Origin of the sequence: Dactylosporangium sp. CA-139114, assembly GCF_050955725.1 — a bacterium.
Taxonomy (GTDB): domain Bacteria; phylum Actinomycetota; class Actinomycetes; order Mycobacteriales; family Micromonosporaceae; genus Dactylosporangium.
The window spans coordinates 1,157,802-1,172,911 of the sequence record NZ_CP192080.1 but is presented as its reverse complement, the minus strand read 5'-3'; the positions used below and the strand labels follow the sequence as shown (position 1 = coordinate 1,172,911).

Genomic DNA, 15,110 nt, shown 5'->3' with positions numbered 1-15,110 from the left:
TGTGCGAATGCAGCCGGGGGTCGCCCGTATCCGCCTCACCTTAGCGCGGGACGCGGCGCAGGCGCACTGGTTGTGGCCACCAGCGAAATGTCACACGACCGACGATGTCCGCGCGGCCGTACCGCGCCGAATCATCACTGGCGAAGGGGTTGTCGCCTACCACCCACCACCCGTCGGCGTCGGCCCGCTCCACGCGCTTGACGACGAGCAGACCGGGCCGGGCGCGAAACCGCGCGACCACCACGTCACCGGGGCGCGCCGACGTCCCGCGCCGCACCAGAATCCGGTCTCCCGAGCGCAGCGTCGGCACCATGGACGGCCCCGAGACGAGTGCCGCAAACCACGGTAGGCGCATGAAATCCCCGAAGATGGATAGGAGTAGGGTCAGCACTGAGGATCATCGCAAATCACCCTGGAGGGTTCGATGCGACTGTCGCGGCTATTCACCCCGCGCACCGTGGTGAGCGCCCACTGCGACCTGCCGTGTGGTGTCTACGACCCGGCGCAGGCCCGAATCGAGGCCGAGTCCGTCAAGGCAATCTGTGAGAAATACCAGGCGAACGACAACGCGGAGTTTCGCACTCGCGCGCTGCTGATCAAGGAGCAGCGCAGCGAGCTGGTCAAGCACCACCTGTGGGTGCTGTGGACCGACTACTTCAAGCCGCCGCACTTCGAGAAGTACCCGCAGCTGCACGGCCTGTTCAACGAGGCCACGAAGCTCGCGGGCGCGGCCGGCGCCAAGGGCTCGGCCGACCCGGCAGTCGCCGAGCAGCTCCTGGCCAAGATCGACGAGATCGCGAAGATCTTCTGGGAGACCAAGCAGGCCTGAACCGGCCTGTGGAGTCCGCGTCATCGAACCTCCCCCATCCCGCACCCGCGGGGTGGGGGTCGTGCTTTTCAGGGAGTAGCAGCATGATCCGCCCCGCCACCCCGGACGACGTCCCCGCGCTCGTCGAGATGGTCTACGAGCTCGCCGAGTTCGAACGGGCCCGCGACGAGTGCCACCTCACCGAGGGCCAGCTGCACGCGGCGCTCTTCGGCCCCTCCCCCGCCGTGTTCTGTCACGTGGCCGAGGACGGGGGCGAGGTGGTGGGCATGGCGCTGTGGTTCCTCACGTACTCGACGTGGGAGGGCGTGCACGGCGTCTACCTCGAGGACCTCTACGTGCGCCCGGGCGCGCGCGGCACCGGCGCGGGCAAGGCCCTCGTCGCCGCGCTCGCCGCGGTGTGCGTCGCGCACGGGTACCGCCGCCTGGAGTGGGCCGTGCTGGACTGGAATCCGGCGCGCGAGTTCTACGACAGGCTCGGGGCGGGTCCGAAGCAGGATTGGGTGCCGTATCGCCTCTGCGGCGCGCCGCTGGAAGCACTCGCCGCGTCGTCGGGTGCGCCGACGTCGTAGAGTCGCGGGCAGGACCACGGTGAAGGGGGGTTCGATAGCGTTGACTCAGGTCGCTCCGAAGAGGTCCGGCGCCGACGGCGACGACGTGGTGCTGCTGGCCGTGCCGGCGTCGCCCGCCTATCTCGGCGTGTTGCGCACCGCGACGGCCGGTCTGGCCGCGCGCCTGCAGTTCACCCTGGACGAGATCGAGGACCTGCGCATCGCGGTCGACGAGGCCTGCGCGATGCTGCTCGCCGTGGCCGCGGACACCCCCCAACTGGGTGACACGGTGGAACTCTCCTGCCGGTTCACCGTGACGCCCGACGCCCTGACCGTCTACACGACCGTGCCGCTGGGCTCGCCGGACGAGCGGCTGCCGGGCGGGGAGTCGTTCGCGTGGCAGGTGCTCAGCGCCCTGGCCGACGAGGTGTCGGCGAGCGTCGACGCGCACCAGGCCGGCATCCGGCTGACCAAGCGCCGGCCGGCGCGGGGCTGAGCCGGACGCCGGCTCGGATGACGGCTCGGACGCCGGCTCAGACGACGACCGGCACGCGTTCGGCCGGGCGGATGTTGTCGATGTGCACGCGAGCCAGCTCCATCGCCCGGGCCACGTCCTGCGCCTCGATCGCGCCGAGCAGGTCCCGGTGGTCGCGGTCCACCGTCCGCCAGAACGGCGGCGGCGACACCCGGCTCACCGCCTCGCGGCGGGCCAGGCTGTAGAGCGGGCGCACCACGAGGGCGAGCAGCGAGTTGCCGGTGGCCCCCGCGACCGCCAGGTGGAAGGCCGCGTGCGCCTCGATGCGCCGCTCCAGGTCGTCGTGCTCCGGGTCGAACATCGCGGCCTCGAGCTCCGCGAGGTGCTGCGGCTCGCGACGGGCGGCGGCCAGGCCCGCGGCCGGCACCTCGAGCATGCGGCGCACCTCGAGGAAGTCCTCGCCGGTCACCGCGCCGCTGGCCAGCAGCAGGCCCACGCCGTCGGCGAGGGACTCGCCCAGGGCGAACGCGTCGGGCTCGGCGACGAAGCTGCCGCCGTTGACGCCCCGCGTGGTGACGATCAGGTGCTGGCTGCTCAGTAACCGCAGCGCCTCGCGCACCGTCGAGCGGCTCAGGCCCGACTGCTCGCACAGCTGCGGTTCGGTGGGGAGGCGCTCGCCGGGGCGCAACTGGCCGGACACGATGTCGACGCGGATGCGCTCGGCGAGGACCTGATAGGCGGGAGCGACCGTCACGACAACCGAGCGTAAAGCACCGAAACCGTCTACGGATCAGTCACTGTGAGATAGCGGACTCGCGGTGCGACAGGAATTTCTGTCCGAGCCGCGAACAGGTGCGCACAGCGAACGACGAGAAGCTCTACAGCTGTCGATCTAACGAACACCGAGAGCGATGCGCGTCGAGGGCGCGAACAGCAGCACAGCGCCGGTCAGCCCGAGCACGAAGAGTGGTCCGCCGATCCACGGCTGGCCCGTCTGCAGCATCGTGAGACCGATCGGCATCTGCAGCATCGAGACCACGATGCCCGGGCCGCGGGCCCAGCGCCGCCGGCGGTGCAGGGCGAACCCGACACCGGCGAAGCACACGGTCATGAGGGCGAGATAGACGGTCACCGAGACCGCCCCGGGCACCGAGGCGGCGTCGGAGGTCAGGTCGAGATACACCAGCCACAGGGTCACGGCGGCCAGCCCGGCCCCCTCCACCAGCAGCAGCCGGACCGCCCAGCGCAGGGTCGCCGGAGTCCGGCCGGGAACCTCCCCGACCGCGCCCACCTGCACGTCCCTCCTGCTCACGACATCCTCACGGGCCAACCTTATCGCGCAGCGAACCGGGTACAGTGCCGCCCATGCGAGCCCTTCTGGTGGTCAACCCCAACGCGACGACCACCACCGAGCGCGGCCGGGACATCCTGGTGCGGGCGCTGCGCAGCCAGGTCGACCTGGACGTGGTCTACACGCGCCGCCGGGGGCACGCCGCCGACCTGGCCCGCGACGCCGCCCGGGAGCGCCTCGACCTCGTGGTCACCCTCGGCGGCGACGGTACCGTCAACGAGGCCGTCAACGGCCTGATGACCTTCGACGCGGGGCCCGCCGCGAACCGCGCCCAGGAGCGCCCCGCCCTCGCGGTCGTGCCCGGCGGCTCCACGAACGTGTTCGCCCGGGCGCTCGGGCTGCCCAGCGACTGGGCGGAGGGCACGGGCGCGATCCTCGAGGCGCTGCGGGACCGGCGCGAACGGCTGATCGGCCTCGGCCGGGCCGACGACCGCTACTTCACCTTCTGCGCCGGCCTCGGCATCGACGCCGAGGTCGTGCGCCGGGTCGACCAGGCGCGGCACAAGGGCTCGACCTCCACGCCGCTGCTCTACCTGCGCGCCTTCATGGCCCAGTACGCCGCCACGAATCGGCGCGTGCCGCTGCTCACCATGCAGTTGCCGGGCGAACCGGCCACAAGCGGGCTAACGTGGATGCTGGTGCAGAACACGGCACCGTGGACGTACATCGGCGAGCGGCCGGTCAATCCGAACCCGCGCGCCTCCTTCGACACGGGCCTGGACGTGCTCGGCCTTCGGGAACTGCAGATCGCCGGCACCGCTCGGACGGTGTCGCAGCTGCTGTCCAGCCGCCGGACCCCGAAGGGAAAGCAGGTGCTGCAACTGCACGACCTGCCGGGGTTCACGCTGACCGCCGCGAAGCCGATCGCGTATCAGGTCGACGGGGAGTACCTCGGCGAGGTTGACAAGTTGGATTTCGCGTCCGTCCCGGGTGCGTTACGCGTAGTGTGTTGAGTCACCCCGGGCGATCATCCACCGAAGGGGGAGAAAGTTGCAGAGAGTCGCGACAGAGACACCGCGGCCGCATCTCCGAAAGCCCTCCGGTCGTTGACCGAACCGTACTACATTGGTCACTGACTGTTGCGATCCAGGGTCACCAGTCGCCATAAAATCGGACAAACAGTGCGTGAGCTTGCTCACCGACTTGGATTTTTTTGGTTTGGACCCCTTGACATCGCGGTAGTTCGTGAAAGCATTCACAAGCGAAACGACCACTGAGCGTTGCCCGCACACATGCAACGGATCTTCAGGCTCCGCCTAGCCGAACCGTTACATGAGATGCATAACGGGAATCACCAACAACGATCCGCGAAAAAACAAGGAGTGTTGCCGCCATGTCGGACTGGCGCCACCATGCCCTCTGCCGCGACGAGGACCCGGAGCTGTTCTTCCCCATTGGGACCTCCGGCCCGGCGTTGCTGCAGGTTGAGCAGGCTAAGGCGGTCTGCCAGCGCTGCTCCGTGACCTCCGAGTGCCTCCAGTGGGCCCTCGACTCGGGTCAGGACGCCGGCGTCTGGGGCGGAATGAGCGAAGACGAGCGTCGCCTGATGAAGCGTCGCGGCGGCCTTCGGGTCCGCGCTCACTCTGCCTGAGCCTTTCCCACGCACGCATCTAGACAACAACGCCCCGGCCATTCGGCCGGGGCGTTGTTGCATCTAGTCGAACAGCTCTCCGAAGAAACTCTCACGGTGATGGCGCCGGTGCTTTTTGTGATGGCCGTAATGACCATAGCCACCGTGCGATTGGGGATATGGTTGCTGATAGCCGTATGACGGCTGGTGAGTCGGCTGATGGGGCTGCCGGCTGCCCTGCCAGGCCTGCTCGGCGTCGATCAGCCGCTCCAGCTCACCGCGGTCGAGGAAGATCCCGCGGCACTCCAGGCACTGGTCGACGGTGACACCGCTCCGCTCGAACTGGCGCATCTCGCCACGACACTTGGGGCACGTCATCATCCTGCAACGGTAACCGTCCAGCGCCACGTAACGGTCCCGCGGGGCCCCTCAGGCGGCTCGTAGGAGCGAGAAATCCCCGATCCGGGACACCACCAGACGGGCGACGTCCACGTGGGCGCACAGGGGCGCGGCGACCGGCTCCAGCGCGCCGGCGCCGACCGCCGAGCCGACCACGAGATCGTGCAGCCGGCCGGGGGCGAGGAAATACGACGAGACGGCGATCCGCTCGCAGCCCTGGGCCCGCAGCGCGGCCACCGCGGCGGCGCCGGTGACGGTGGACGCCGAGGCATAGCCCGGCACGCACGGCACGCCCAGCGACGCCCCCAGGGCCGCCGCGGCCACGTCGACGCAGCGGCGGGCCAGGTCGTCGCGCGTGCCGGCGGCGGCGAGCACGACCCCGTCGAAGGACACCGGGGGCAGCAGCCGGCGCAGCGCCGAGAGCAGCAGCGCGGGCGCGCCGGCGCCGAGCACGTCGGTCGTGATGACGTCGAGGCCCAGGCCCCCGGCCCGGGCCCGCTCCAGCACCGCGGGCAGGTCGAAGCGGCCGTGGAAGGCGTTGGTGAGCAGCAGCGGCACGACGACGGCGGCGCGGTGCCCCAGCGCCTCGAACGCCGCCAGCTGCTCGCCGGGGCGCGGGCCGGCGTGGTCGAGGAACGCGCAGCGCACGGCCAGGCCGGGCCGCTGGGCCGCGACCGCCCGCGTCAGCGCGCGAGTGGCCGCGGCCGCGCGCGGATCCGAGGACCCGTGCGCGACCAGCAAGACGGCATCCGCAAGGCGACGGCCCGTCATCCGGACGTGTGCAGCCCGCACTCGGTCTTGTCGAACGCGGCCCAGCGTCCGCTGCGCGGGTCGCCACCCGGAGGCGTGCGGCGCGTGCACGGCCAGCAGCCCACCGAGGCGTACCCCTGCCGCATGAGCGCGTTGACCGGCACGTTGTAGCGCGAGATGTACTGGTCCACGTCCGCCTGCGTCCACAGCGCCAGCGGCGAGACCTTGAACTTGCCCCGGGCCCGCTCGAAGCCCACGATCGGCGTGTTGGCGCGGCTCGGCGACTCGTCGCGGCGCAGGCCCGCGGCCCAGGCGTCGTAGTCCTCCAGGGCCCGCTCCAGCGGCTCGACCTTGCGCAGGAAGCAGCACTCGTCGGGCTCGCGGGAGTACAGCCGCGGCCCGAACTCGGCGTCCTGCTCGGCGACCGTCTGGCGGGGGCGGATCGAGCGGACGGTCACCGGCAGCGTGCGCTGCACGACCTCGCGCACCCGCAGCGTCTCGGCGAAGTGCAGGCCGGTGTCGAGGAAGATGACCGGCACGCCGGGCACCACCTTCGACACCACGTGCGCGAGCACCGCGTCGGCGAAGGAGCTGGTCACGCAGAAGCGCTCGCCGAACTCGCCGGCGGCCCACTCCACGATCTTCTCGGCCGTCTGGCCCTCCAGCCGCGCCGACGCGGCCGCGGCCAGCTCGATGGATTCTTGTGCGGTTCGGGCAACGGTCGTGCTGCTCATCGCTTCGCCTCCAAAGCGTTCGCCGCCAGTCCCAGGAATTTCAGTGAGAAGACGCGGGCGCAGCTGCGGCACTCCCATGCGCCGTGCGCGTCCTCGTGGGGTCGAAGGTCTTCCTCGCCGCAGTACGGGCAGTGCAGCGGCGCCATGCGTTCGCTCATGTCGCCGACTCGCTTCGCTCGCCGGCGCCACGAGGCTCAAAAAAGCGCTGAGTCATGATTCGCTCACTGCGTTCGCTCATCGCAGTTCCTCTTCCGGCGCGCGCATCACCCAGCGGGCGAAGGACTCTCCGGGCTCGCGCCCGGCCAGGTAGTGGTTGGCGACCCGCTCGACGTATGCGGGCAGGGCCGCGGCGGTGGTCTTGAGGCCGCGCAGCTTGCGGCCGAAGCCGGCCGTCTGCCCCTCGGCCATGCCCAGCCCGCCGCCGAGGTGGATCTGGAAGCCCTCGACCATCTCGCCGTTGTCGTCGCGCACGAGCATGCCCTTGAGGCCGATGTCGGCGACCTGGGTGCGGGCGCACGCGTTCGGGCAGCCGTTGAGGTGGATCGAGATGTCGGCGTCGAGGTCGGCGACCCGCTTCTCGAGGTGCTCGATGAGCTCCGCCGCCCGCGCCTTGGTCTCCACGATCGCGAGCTTGCAGAACTCGATGCCGGTGCACGCCATCGTGCTGCGCCGCCAGCTCGACGGGCGGGCCTCGAGCCCCACCGCGGCCAGGCCCCGCACGAGCGACTCGGTGTGCTCCTGCTCGACGTCGAGGATCAGGATCTTCTGGTACGGCGTGAGCCGCACCCGAGCCGATCCGTGCCGCTCGGCGAGCTCGGCCACCGCGGCGAGCTGGGTGCCGGAGCTGCGCCCGGCGATCGGGGCGGCGCCGACGAAGTACTTGCCGTCCCACTGCTTGTGCACGCCGATGTGGTCCACCGGCTTCTCCGGCAGGTCGGGCGACGGTCCGTCGATCAGGCGCCGGCCGAGGTACTCGTTCTCGAGGATCTGCCGGAACTGGTCCACGCCCCAGTCCGCGACCAGGAACTTCAGCCGCGCGCGGCTGCGCAGGCGGCGGTAGCCGTAGTCACGGAAGACCCGGATGACGCCGTGCCACACGTCGGGCACCTCGTGCAGCGGCACCCAGGCGCCGAGGCGCTGGGCCAGCATCGGGTTGGTCGACAGCCCGCCGCCGACCCACACGTCGAAGCCGGGGCCGTGCTCGGGGTGGATGACGCCCACGAACGAGACGTCGTTGGCCTCGTACGGCGTGTCGGCCAGCCACGAGATGGAGGTCTTGAACTTGCGGGGCAGGTTCGACAGCTCCGGGTCGCCGATGTACCGCGCGTTGATCTCGTTGATCGCCTCGGTCGGGTCGAGCACCTCGCTCTCCGCGACCCCGGCGATGGGGCTGCCGAGGATGACGCGGGGCGAGTCGCCGCAGGCCTCCAACGTGGACAGACCGACCGCCTCGAGCTCCCGCCAGATCGTCGGGACGTTCTCGATCTCGATCCAGTGCAGCTGGATGTTCTGCCGGTCGGTGACGTCGGCGGTGTCGCGCGCGAAGCGCTGGGCGATCGAGGCGATCGTCTTGAGCTGCTCCAGCGAGAGCTGGCCGCCGTCGCTGCGGATGCGCAGCATGAAGTAGCGGTCGTCGAGCTCCTCCGGCTCCAGCACGGCGGTGCGCCCGCCGTCGATGCCGGGGCGGCGCTGGGTGTAGAGCCCGAACCAGCGGAACCGTCCGCGCAGGTCCGCGGGGTCGATCGAGTCGAAGCCCGCGTGCGCGTAGATGTTCTCGATGCGGGCCCGCACGTTGAGCGGGTTGTCGTCCTTCTTGCTGCGCTCGTTCGGGTTGAGCGGCTCGCGGTGCCCCAGGGCCCACTGCCCCTCACCACGGGGACGACCACCGGCCGCACCACGTCCGCGGACAGTGTTCACCGACATGTCGGCGTCCTCTCAGGATTGAGAGCACGCGGCCAAGCGCCGGCCGTCCCCGATGGAAGCGGGAACGGATGACGTCGATGTCATAAGCATTCCGGCGCGAAGTCGCGCACCCGGGAAGAATTTCGGCGGGCGGCGTTCAGCAAGCCGGACAGATGGCGCTGCGCACGCGACCGTAGTCGACGTGTCGGCGGCTGACGAGCCGCAGAGAAGCAGCGTGCATAGGGTGCAGTCTTCCACGGGGAGCGGTCCTTACGCCACGTCCACGTGAGGGTTCTCTCAGTAGGATTTGACGAACATGTAACTGGAATAACACTCAGCCGATAGGAATTCGGGGGCGCGAATCAGCGCCTGGTCCGGTCACGGCGCCCCCATGTCCCACAGTCCGGTTGGTTTCACCGTTTCGCCAGCGGTACCACCATCACCGCCTCGGTGCCGCCCTCCGCCCGCGCGCGCAGCTCGATCGTGCCGCGCAGCTCCCCCGTGGCGAGGGTGCGCACGATCTGCAGGCCCAGCCGCTCGCTGGCGTCGAGGTCGAAGCCCTCCGGCAGCCCGCACCCGTTGTCGGCCACGGTCACGTGCAGCTGCTTGCGGAAGCGGTGCACCGAGACGACGACCTCGGGCGCGTCCGGCCCGGCGGGCTCGAAGGCGTGCTCGACCGCGTTCTGCAGCAGCTCGTTGAGCACCATGACCAGCGGGGTCGCGATCTCGGCGGGCAGCACCCCGAAGTCGCCCTCGCGCCGGACCGCGACGTTGAACCCGGCCGCCCCCACCTCGACGGCGGCCGCCGCGACCCGGTCCACGATGCCGTCGAACTCGACCGCCTCGTCCGAGGACTCCGAGGACATCGAGAGCGTCTCGTGCACCAGGGCGATGGAGGCCACCCGCCGTACCGACTCCTCCAGCGCGTGCCGGGCCGCGGGAACGCCCACCCGTCGCGCCTGCAGCCGCAGCAGCGCGGCGACGGTCTGCAGGTTGTTCTTGACCCGGTGGTGGATCTCGCGGATCGTCGCGTCCTTGGTCATGAGCTGCCGGTCGCGCCGCCGGACCTCCGTGATGTCCCGCACGAGCACGAGCGCCCCGATGGGCACCCCGGCCGGCATCAGCGGCAGCGCGCGCATGAGCACGGTCGCGCCCCGGGCCTCGAGCTCCTTGCGCGCGGGGGCCTCCCCGTGCAGGGCCTGGTGGATGCGGTCGGTCGCGTCGGCGCCCTCGAGCGGGTCGTCGACGAGCCGGCCCGTGGTCTCGGCGAGGCTCTCGCCCACCAGGTGGGCGGCGAGTCCCAGCCGGCGGTACGCGGACTGCGCGTTCGGGCTGGCGTAGGTGACCTTGCCGGTGGCGTCGAGGCGCACCAGGCCGTCGCCGATGCGCGGCGCGCTCGTCGTCTCGCCCGGGTGCCGGGGCGGCGGCCAGCTGCCGTCGGCGATCATCTGGGCCAGGTCGTCGGCCGTGGTCAGGTAGTTGAGCTCCAGCTGCGCCGGGGTGCGGGCGGTGCTCAGGTTCGTGTCGCGGCCCAGCACCGCGATGACCTTGTCGTTGCCGCGCCGGCGGACCGGGATCGCCTCGTGGCGGGCGGGCATGTCGCCGTACCAGACCGGGTCGCCCTCCCGCCAGATGCGCCCCTGCTGGCGCACGATCGCCAGGTGCGCGACCTCGGGGCCGCCGGCGATCCGGCCCACCTGGTCGTCCTGGTAGGCCGTGCCCGCGGTGGTCGGGCGCACCTGGGCCACGCAGATGAACTCGCCCCGGACCTCGATCGGCACCCACATGAGCAGGTCGGCGAAGCTGAGGTCGGACACGATCTGCCAGTCGCCGGCCAGCCGGTGCAGGTGCTCGATGTCATCGGGTTCGAGGCTCGTGTGTTCCTCGACGAGGTCGCGCAGGGTGGACACGAGGACAAGACTAAGGTTGCCGGGTGCGGCGTTTGGTACTTCCCCTGTTGTTGGTGCTCTCCCTGGGCGGATGCGGCTGGCTGAGCCGCGCCGACGAGACGTCCAAGCCCGATGGATTCCTGTTGCACGGCTACGTCAGCGTGGCCGGGGCGGCCGCGGGGACGCCGGGCAGCGCGTGCCTGGCGCCGTCGCCGGTGCGGGACGTGTACCAGGGCGGCACGGTGCGCATCGCGGACTCCTCCGGGCGCCCGATCGCCGCGGCGGAGCTGGCGGCCGGCGTGCTGGCGGCCGACGGGGGCGGGTTCGACTGCAACTTCGCGTTCGAGCAGCGCAACGTGTCCAGCGGCCGGGCGACGTACCAGATCTCGGTTGGCAGCCGCCCGGCCATCTCGTTCGCGACCAAGGACCTCGCGGAGGGTCGCCCCGCCGTGATCCCTGTTTCGGCCGCTACAGCGTCGTCGTCACCTTCTTGAGGCCACGGGGAGCGTCCGGGTTCTCGCCGCGCAGCAGCGCCAGGCAGAGCGCGAGGCGCTGCAGCGGCAGGATGTCCAGCAGCGGCGCGTAGCGCTCGTCCACGTCCGGGGTGCGCACCCAGCCCGAGGCGCCCTCGACGGCGGCCGGCCCGAAGACGACGGTGTCCGCGCGGCGCTCGCCGAGCCGGCCGACGACGTCGCGCATCGACTGCCCCGCGGGGCCGTTGCCGACGACCGCGAGCACCGGCACGTCCGGGTCGGTCATCGCGAGCGGGCCGTGCAGCAGGTCGGCGCCGGAGAACGCGAGGCCGGCCAGGTAGCACGTCTCCATGAGCTTGAGTGCCGTCTCCCGGGCGGTCGGGTAGGCGTAGCCGCGGCCGGTCGTGACGAGGCGGCCGGCGAAGCGGTACCGCGCGGCGAGGTCCACCACGGTGTCGTCGCTCAGCACCGCCTGGGCGTGCCCGGGCAGCTTGGCGAGCTCGGCGCGCTCCTCGTCGGGCAGGGCGCCGCCGCCGCGGACGCTCTCGATGAGCATGAGCAGGGCCAGCAGCTCCGCCGTGTACGTCTTCGTGGCCGCCACCGCCACCTCGTGCCCGGCCGCCACGTCGACGTGCAGCTCGGCCGCCCGGGCCAGCGGGGACTCGGCGTTGTTGGTCACGGCGAGCGTGTGCGCGCCCTGCTCGCGGGCGACGCTGAGCACGCCGTGCAGGTCGGGCGAGCCGCCGCTCTGGCTGACCCCGACGACGAGCGTGTCGCGCAGGTCGGGGCGCGCGCCGTACAGCGTCATCGCCGACGGGCTGGCGAGCCCGGCCGGGATGCCGAGCCGGATCTCGGTGAGGTAGGCGGCGTAGAGGGCCGCGTGGTCGGACGTGCCGCGCGCGGTGAACACGACGCTGCGCGGCTTCCACTCCGCGATCTTCGCGGCGACCTCGGCGATCTGGCCGGCGCGCTCGTCGAGCAGGCGAGCGAACACCTCCGGCTGTTCGGCGATGTCGGCCTTCATCCCGGCGCCGGTCATGACGGTCCTCCCAATGAGCGATCGATGCGCGTTCCTGCTCATAGTCTGGCAGTTTCGCGCACCGATCGCTAGTTTTGGGGGCAACTTCGCGCATTGCGTGCGCGAAACTAGCCCTCTTGCGCAAGCAGTGTGCGCTCGGGCTCCTCCTCGACGCCGCCGCGCAGGGCGACCTCGCGGATGAACAGCGCGATCACCGGCACGAGCGCCGCGGCCACGGTCGACCACAGGAACACGCTCGAGGTCGCGCCCGCGATCGCGTCGACGACCGCCGTGCGCACCCCCGGCGGCAGCTGCGCGAGGGTGACCGGGTCGATCCGCGCGCCCCCGCCGCCGCTGGCCATCCTGTCCGCGGCCGCCGAGCCGAGCCGCTCGCCGAGCAGCGCATGCAGCCGGTGGTTGAAGATCGCGCCGAAGATGGCCACGCCGAACGCTCCCCCGATGGACCGGGCGAACGTGGCGGTGCTGCTGGCCACCCCGATGTCCTTGAGCTCCACGCTGTTCTGCGCGATGAGCATCGTGGTCTGCATCAGGAAGCCCAGCGCGATGCCGAGCACGGTCATGTACAGGCCCGAGGCGAGCTTCGAGGTGTGCGGGCCGAGCTGGGCCAGCAGCAGCATCGCGGCGACCATGACCACGCCGCCGGCGATCGGGAAGATCCGGTACCGCCCGGTCTTCGTGATCACGCGGCCGACCACCAGCGAGACGACCAGCATGCCGCCCATCATCGGCAGCAGGAGCAGGCCCGAGTTCGTCGCGGAGGCGCCTTGGACGATCTGCTGGTACAGCGGCAGGAAGGTGATGGCGCCGAACATCGCGAAGCCGACGAGGAACCCGAGCACCGCGACCAGGGTGAAGGTGCGGTTCGCGAACACCGACAGCGGCACGATCGGCTCCGGGTGCCGGCGCTCGACGAGCACGAACGCGACGAGCCCGAGCACCGCCACGATCGCGAGGCCGCGGATCTCGGCCGAGCCCCAGGCGTACTGCGTGCCGCCCCACGTGGTGACGAGCACGAGCGCGGTCACGCCGATGGACAGCAGCAGCGCGCCCAGCCAGTCGATGCGGTGCTCGGTGCGGCGCTTCGGCAGGTGCAGGCGCAGCGCGAGCAGGACGAGCGTGGCCCCGCCCAGCGGCAGGTTGACGAAGAACGCCCAGCGCCAGTCGGCGTGGTCGGTGATGAAGCCCCCGACGAGCGGGCCGCCGACCATCGCGAGCGCCATGACGGCGGCGAACTGGCCCTGGTACTTGCCGCGGTCGCGGGGCGGCACCAGGTCACCCAGCACCGACATCGCCCCGACCATCAGGCCGCCGGCCCCGAGCCCCTGGAACGCGCGGAAGCCGATGAGCTCGGGCATGCTCTGCGCGAAGCCGCACAGGGCCGAGCCGATCAGGAACAGCACGATCGAGGTCATGAAGACGGTCTTGCGGCCGTAGAGGTCGCCGAGCTTGCCCCAGAGCGGGGTGGAGACCGTGGTGCCGAGGACGTATGCGGTGACCACCCAGGAGAGGTGGTCGACGCCGCCGAGGTCGCCGACGATGCGCGGCATGGCGGTGCCCACGATCACGTTGTCGAGCATGGCCAGCAGCATGGCCATGAGCAGGCCGGGAAGGACGACCTTCACCGGGCTCTGCGCCGTCTTGTCTGCCATTGTCGATTGCTCCCCGAACTTACTTGCCGACCGGCTAGGTGACTTACTAGCCGTACGGTAAGCTGGGTACTAGCCGGGCGTCAAGTAGGATTGGTGGCGATGAACTCCAGCGAGCACGAGACCGCCGCGCGGGTCGTCCGCGGGCGCAATCGCATCCGCACGGGCGAGGCCGACGGGGCTGCGGACGCGCGCGCCCACATCCAGCGGGTGGCGCTCGAGCTGTTCATCGAGGAGGGGTACGACAAGACGTCACTGCGCGAGATCGCCGAGAAGCTGGGCGTGACGAAGGCGGCGCTGTATTACCACTTCCCGACGAAGGACGACATCGTCTCGAGCCTGATCGACCAGCGGATCGCGGCGGTGGACGACCTGCTCGCCTGGGCGGAGTCCCAGCCGCGCGACTCGGCGACGCGGCTTCGGTTCATCGAGCGGTATTCGGTCCTGCACGACGAGTTCGCGCACGAGAACGTGATCCGCTTCTTCGAGCGCAACCAGACGCTGATCAACACGCTGCCGGCAGGCAAGCGCATGCGCGAGCAGATGCTGCGCGTGTTCGCCCTGCTGATGGACCCTTCGGATTCGCTGGGTCAGCAACTGCGGCGGGCGATGGCCCTGTTCTCGATCCACGCGAGCTGGTTCCTGCTGCGGGAGCGGCCCGGGACGGCGCATGAGCGCCGGGCCGCGGCCCTGGAGGTGGCGACGGAGCTCTTGGCCGCCGCCGACCATGAGGCCTCCGCCGACCGCGAGGCCGCCGCCGACCGCGAGACGCCTGCCAACTCGGACATTTCGCCCGAAATGCCCGCGGACGCACCGTCCCCCGAGCCGCGCACCTCCACCGGCTGAGGCTCGCCGCGGAGGTCGGCTTGGCTGGCCGGCCCAGCTGAACGGCGGCCGGCCCGCGACTCGGACCCGCCGGCGGCCGCTGGCGACCCGGCCCCGGCCGGCCCGCGGCTATTTCGCCAGAGCCGGCAGCCCGATCCACAGCCCGAGCAGCTTGACCCGGGGCACCGGCGACCAGTCCCGCGAGGTGTCCCGCGCGAAGCCGAACCCCTCGTACAGCGCGAACGCCCCCGGATTGTCGTCCCGCACGCAGATCGCCACCCCGCTGCACCCGAGCGAGGCGGCGCGATCGAGGCACGCCCGCACCAGCGCCCGGGCCACCCCGCGGCGCTGCGCGGCCGGATCCACGGCGAGCATGCGGAACTCGGCCTCGCCGGGCCGTGAAGCCTCCGCGTAATCCCCGCCGGCCAGCGTGAACGTCACCGCCCCCAGCAGCACCCCGTCGATCTCGGCGACGAGCACGTCCGCGGCCTCGGCGCGGCTCGCGACGTCGGCGAGCGCCTTCGCGTAGTCGGGCGACGCCTCCAGCTGCCCGTCCGCCCGATAGGCCTCGACGGTCAGCCGCGACACGGCGTCGTAGTCGTCCGGCGTGATCAGCCGTACGCGAACGGCACCCACGCCGGGCACGGGCGCGAAGTCCGTGGCCGACGGGCCGCCCGTGA

The 15,110-nt window shown here is 71.2% G+C and carries 19 protein-coding genes; 7 read left to right on the top strand and 12 right to left on the bottom strand.

The window, feature by feature from the left end; genetic code table 11:
* Positions 1–40: 40 nt before the first annotated feature.
* The gene (locus ACQP2P_RS05330) at positions 41–355 is read right to left on the bottom strand and encodes a S24/S26 family peptidase (RefSeq protein WP_433089854.1); all 315 of its coding nucleotides are present in this window, start codon (positions 353–355) and stop codon (positions 41–43) included.
* Between the two features lie 69 nt (positions 356–424).
* On the opposite strand from ACQP2P_RS05330, the gene sodN reads away from it, so the two are divergent.
* From sodN to ACQP2P_RS05315, 3 genes are all read left to right on the top strand, one after another.
* Positions 425–829 (top strand): superoxide dismutase, Ni, encoded by a 405-nt coding sequence (gene sodN / locus ACQP2P_RS05325; RefSeq protein WP_433613818.1) that lies wholly within the window; start codon positions 425–427, stop codon positions 827–829.
* A gap of 83 nt (positions 830–912) precedes the next feature.
* Entirely contained in the window at positions 913–1,398 is a 486-nt protein-coding gene (locus ACQP2P_RS05320; protein ID WP_433613817.1) for an N-acetyltransferase family protein, read from the top strand.
* Between the two features lie 40 nt (positions 1,399–1,438).
* On the top strand, positions 1,439–1,873 hold the full coding sequence (locus ACQP2P_RS05315; RefSeq protein ID WP_433613816.1) for an ATP-binding protein: 435 nt from the start codon (positions 1,439–1,441) through the stop codon (positions 1,871–1,873).
* A 37-nt stretch (positions 1,874–1,910) separates the two neighbouring features.
* On the opposite strand, the gene ACQP2P_RS05310 is transcribed toward ACQP2P_RS05315, so the two are convergent.
* Both ACQP2P_RS05310 and ACQP2P_RS05305 read right to left on the bottom strand, forming a co-directional pair.
* Positions 1,911–2,606, bottom strand: coding sequence for a FadR/GntR family transcriptional regulator (locus ACQP2P_RS05310; protein WP_433613815.1), 696 nt, complete (start codon positions 2,604–2,606; stop codon positions 1,911–1,913).
* 138 nt (positions 2,607–2,744) lie between these two features.
* Complete coding sequence (locus ACQP2P_RS05305; protein WP_433613814.1) at positions 2,745–3,164, bottom strand: hypothetical protein; 420 nt, start codon at positions 3,162–3,164, stop codon at positions 2,745–2,747.
* Between the two features lie 53 nt (positions 3,165–3,217).
* Between ACQP2P_RS05305 and ACQP2P_RS05300 the strand changes: the two genes are divergently transcribed.
* Both ACQP2P_RS05300 and ACQP2P_RS05295 read left to right on the top strand, forming a co-directional pair.
* On the top strand, positions 3,218–4,156 hold the full coding sequence (locus tag ACQP2P_RS05300) for a diacylglycerol/lipid kinase family protein (protein ID WP_433613813.1): 939 nt from the start codon (positions 3,218–3,220) through the stop codon (positions 4,154–4,156).
* A 380-nt stretch (positions 4,157–4,536) separates the two neighbouring features.
* Positions 4,537–4,794, top strand: a complete 258-nt coding sequence (locus ACQP2P_RS05295; protein ID WP_190257048.1) for a WhiB family transcriptional regulator — start codon at positions 4,537–4,539, stop codon at positions 4,792–4,794.
* A gap of 63 nt (positions 4,795–4,857) precedes the next feature.
* Here ACQP2P_RS05295 and ACQP2P_RS05290 read toward each other — a convergent pair whose 3' ends face one another.
* The 6 genes from ACQP2P_RS05290 to ACQP2P_RS05265 all read right to left on the bottom strand — a co-directional run bounded on the left by ACQP2P_RS05290 (position 4,858) and on the right by ACQP2P_RS05265 (position 10,468).
* Positions 4,858–5,124: a zf-TFIIB domain-containing protein gene (locus ACQP2P_RS05290; protein ID WP_433613811.1), complete on the bottom strand. Its 267-nt coding sequence runs from the start codon at positions 5,122–5,124 to the stop codon at positions 4,858–4,860.
* A gap of 78 nt (positions 5,125–5,202) precedes the next feature.
* Positions 5,203–5,943: a sirohydrochlorin chelatase gene (locus ACQP2P_RS05285; protein ID WP_433613809.1), complete on the bottom strand. Its 741-nt coding sequence runs from the start codon at positions 5,941–5,943 to the stop codon at positions 5,203–5,205.
* The gene (locus ACQP2P_RS05280; RefSeq protein WP_433613807.1) at positions 5,940–6,656 is read right to left on the bottom strand and encodes a phosphoadenylyl-sulfate reductase; all 717 of its coding nucleotides are present in this window, start codon (positions 6,654–6,656) and stop codon (positions 5,940–5,942) included. Before ACQP2P_RS05280 ends, ACQP2P_RS05285 begins: the two co-directional genes overlap by 4 nt.
* Positions 6,653–6,814: a hypothetical protein gene (locus ACQP2P_RS05275; RefSeq protein WP_350611623.1), complete on the bottom strand. Its 162-nt coding sequence runs from the start codon at positions 6,812–6,814 to the stop codon at positions 6,653–6,655. The genes ACQP2P_RS05280 and ACQP2P_RS05275 overlap by 4 nt, the downstream gene beginning before the upstream one ends.
* Before the next feature lie 76 nt (positions 6,815–6,890).
* Positions 6,891–8,579, bottom strand: a complete 1,689-nt coding sequence (locus ACQP2P_RS05270; RefSeq protein WP_433613804.1) for a nitrite/sulfite reductase — start codon at positions 8,577–8,579, stop codon at positions 6,891–6,893.
* A gap of 392 nt (positions 8,580–8,971) precedes the next feature.
* Entirely contained in the window at positions 8,972–10,468 is a 1,497-nt protein-coding gene (locus ACQP2P_RS05265; protein ID WP_433613802.1) for a sensor histidine kinase, read from the bottom strand.
* A 23-nt stretch (positions 10,469–10,491) separates the two neighbouring features.
* Here ACQP2P_RS05265 and ACQP2P_RS05260 point away from each other — a divergent pair, with 23 nt between their 5' ends.
* The gene (locus tag ACQP2P_RS05260) at positions 10,492–10,941 is read left to right on the top strand and encodes a hypothetical protein (RefSeq protein WP_433613800.1); all 450 of its coding nucleotides are present in this window, start codon (positions 10,492–10,494) and stop codon (positions 10,939–10,941) included.
* On the opposite strand, the gene ACQP2P_RS05255 is transcribed toward ACQP2P_RS05260, so the two are convergent.
* Both ACQP2P_RS05255 and ACQP2P_RS05250 read right to left on the bottom strand, forming a co-directional pair.
* The gene (locus ACQP2P_RS05255; RefSeq protein WP_433618993.1) at positions 10,916–11,944 is read right to left on the bottom strand and encodes an SIS domain-containing protein; all 1,029 of its coding nucleotides are present in this window, start codon (positions 11,942–11,944) and stop codon (positions 10,916–10,918) included. The two genes, ACQP2P_RS05260 and ACQP2P_RS05255, sit on opposite strands and share 26 nt — an antisense overlap.
* Before the next feature lie 122 nt (positions 11,945–12,066).
* Positions 12,067–13,608 carry an MDR family MFS transporter gene (locus ACQP2P_RS05250; protein ID WP_433613798.1) on the bottom strand — a complete coding sequence of 514 codons (1,542 nt, stop codon included), beginning with the start codon at positions 13,606–13,608 and terminating at the stop codon, positions 12,067–12,069.
* 99 nt (positions 13,609–13,707) lie between these two features.
* On the opposite strand from ACQP2P_RS05250, the gene ACQP2P_RS05245 reads away from it, so the two are divergent.
* Entirely contained in the window at positions 13,708–14,451 is a 744-nt protein-coding gene (locus ACQP2P_RS05245; RefSeq protein ID WP_433613796.1) for a TetR/AcrR family transcriptional regulator, read from the top strand.
* A 108-nt stretch (positions 14,452–14,559) separates the two neighbouring features.
* On the opposite strand, the gene ACQP2P_RS05240 is transcribed toward ACQP2P_RS05245, so the two are convergent.
* The gene (locus ACQP2P_RS05240) at positions 14,560–15,066 is read right to left on the bottom strand and encodes a GNAT family N-acetyltransferase (protein ID WP_433613794.1); all 507 of its coding nucleotides are present in this window, start codon (positions 15,064–15,066) and stop codon (positions 14,560–14,562) included.
* Between the last annotated feature and the right edge of the window lie 44 nt (positions 15,067–15,110).

What these genes read in the sequence shown, in the direction of transcription:
- ACQP2P_RS05330 (WP_433089854.1), bottom strand. Translation starts at nt 355, where the DNA reads ATGCGCCTACCGTGGTTTGCGGCACTCGTCTCGGGGCCGTCCATGGTG.
- sodN (WP_433613818.1), top strand. Translation starts at nt 425, where the DNA reads ATGCGACTGTCGCGGCTATTCACCCCGCGCACCGTGGTGAGCGCCCAC.
- ACQP2P_RS05320 (WP_433613817.1), top strand. Translation starts at nt 913, where the DNA reads ATGATCCGCCCCGCCACCCCGGACGACGTCCCCGCGCTCGTCGAGATG.
- ACQP2P_RS05300 (WP_433613813.1), top strand. Translation starts at nt 3,218, where the DNA reads ATGCGAGCCCTTCTGGTGGTCAACCCCAACGCGACGACCACCACCGAG.
- ACQP2P_RS05295 (WP_190257048.1), top strand. Translation starts at nt 4,537, where the DNA reads ATGTCGGACTGGCGCCACCATGCCCTCTGCCGCGACGAGGACCCGGAG.
- ACQP2P_RS05290 (WP_433613811.1), bottom strand. Translation starts at nt 5,124, where the DNA reads ATGCGCCAGTTCGAGCGGAGCGGTGTCACCGTCGACCAGTGCCTGGAG.
- ACQP2P_RS05285 (WP_433613809.1), bottom strand. Translation starts at nt 5,943, where the DNA reads ATGACGGGCCGTCGCCTTGCGGATGCCGTCTTGCTGGTCGCGCACGGG.
- ACQP2P_RS05280 (WP_433613807.1), bottom strand. Translation starts at nt 6,656, where the DNA reads ATGAGCAGCACGACCGTTGCCCGAACCGCACAAGAATCCATCGAGCTG.
- ACQP2P_RS05275 (WP_350611623.1), bottom strand. Translation starts at nt 6,814, where the DNA reads ATGAGCGAACGCATGGCGCCGCTGCACTGCCCGTACTGCGGCGAGGAA.
- ACQP2P_RS05270 (WP_433613804.1), bottom strand. Translation starts at nt 8,579, where the DNA reads ATGTCGGTGAACACTGTCCGCGGACGTGGTGCGGCCGGTGGTCGTCCC.
- ACQP2P_RS05255 (WP_433618993.1), bottom strand. Translation starts at nt 11,944, where the DNA reads ATGAAGGCCGACATCGCCGAACAGCCGGAGGTGTTCGCTCGCCTGCTC.
- ACQP2P_RS05250 (WP_433613798.1), bottom strand. Translation starts at nt 13,608, where the DNA reads ATGGCAGACAAGACGGCGCAGAGCCCGGTGAAGGTCGTCCTTCCCGGC.
- ACQP2P_RS05245 (WP_433613796.1), top strand. Translation starts at nt 13,708, where the DNA reads ATGAACTCCAGCGAGCACGAGACCGCCGCGCGGGTCGTCCGCGGGCGC.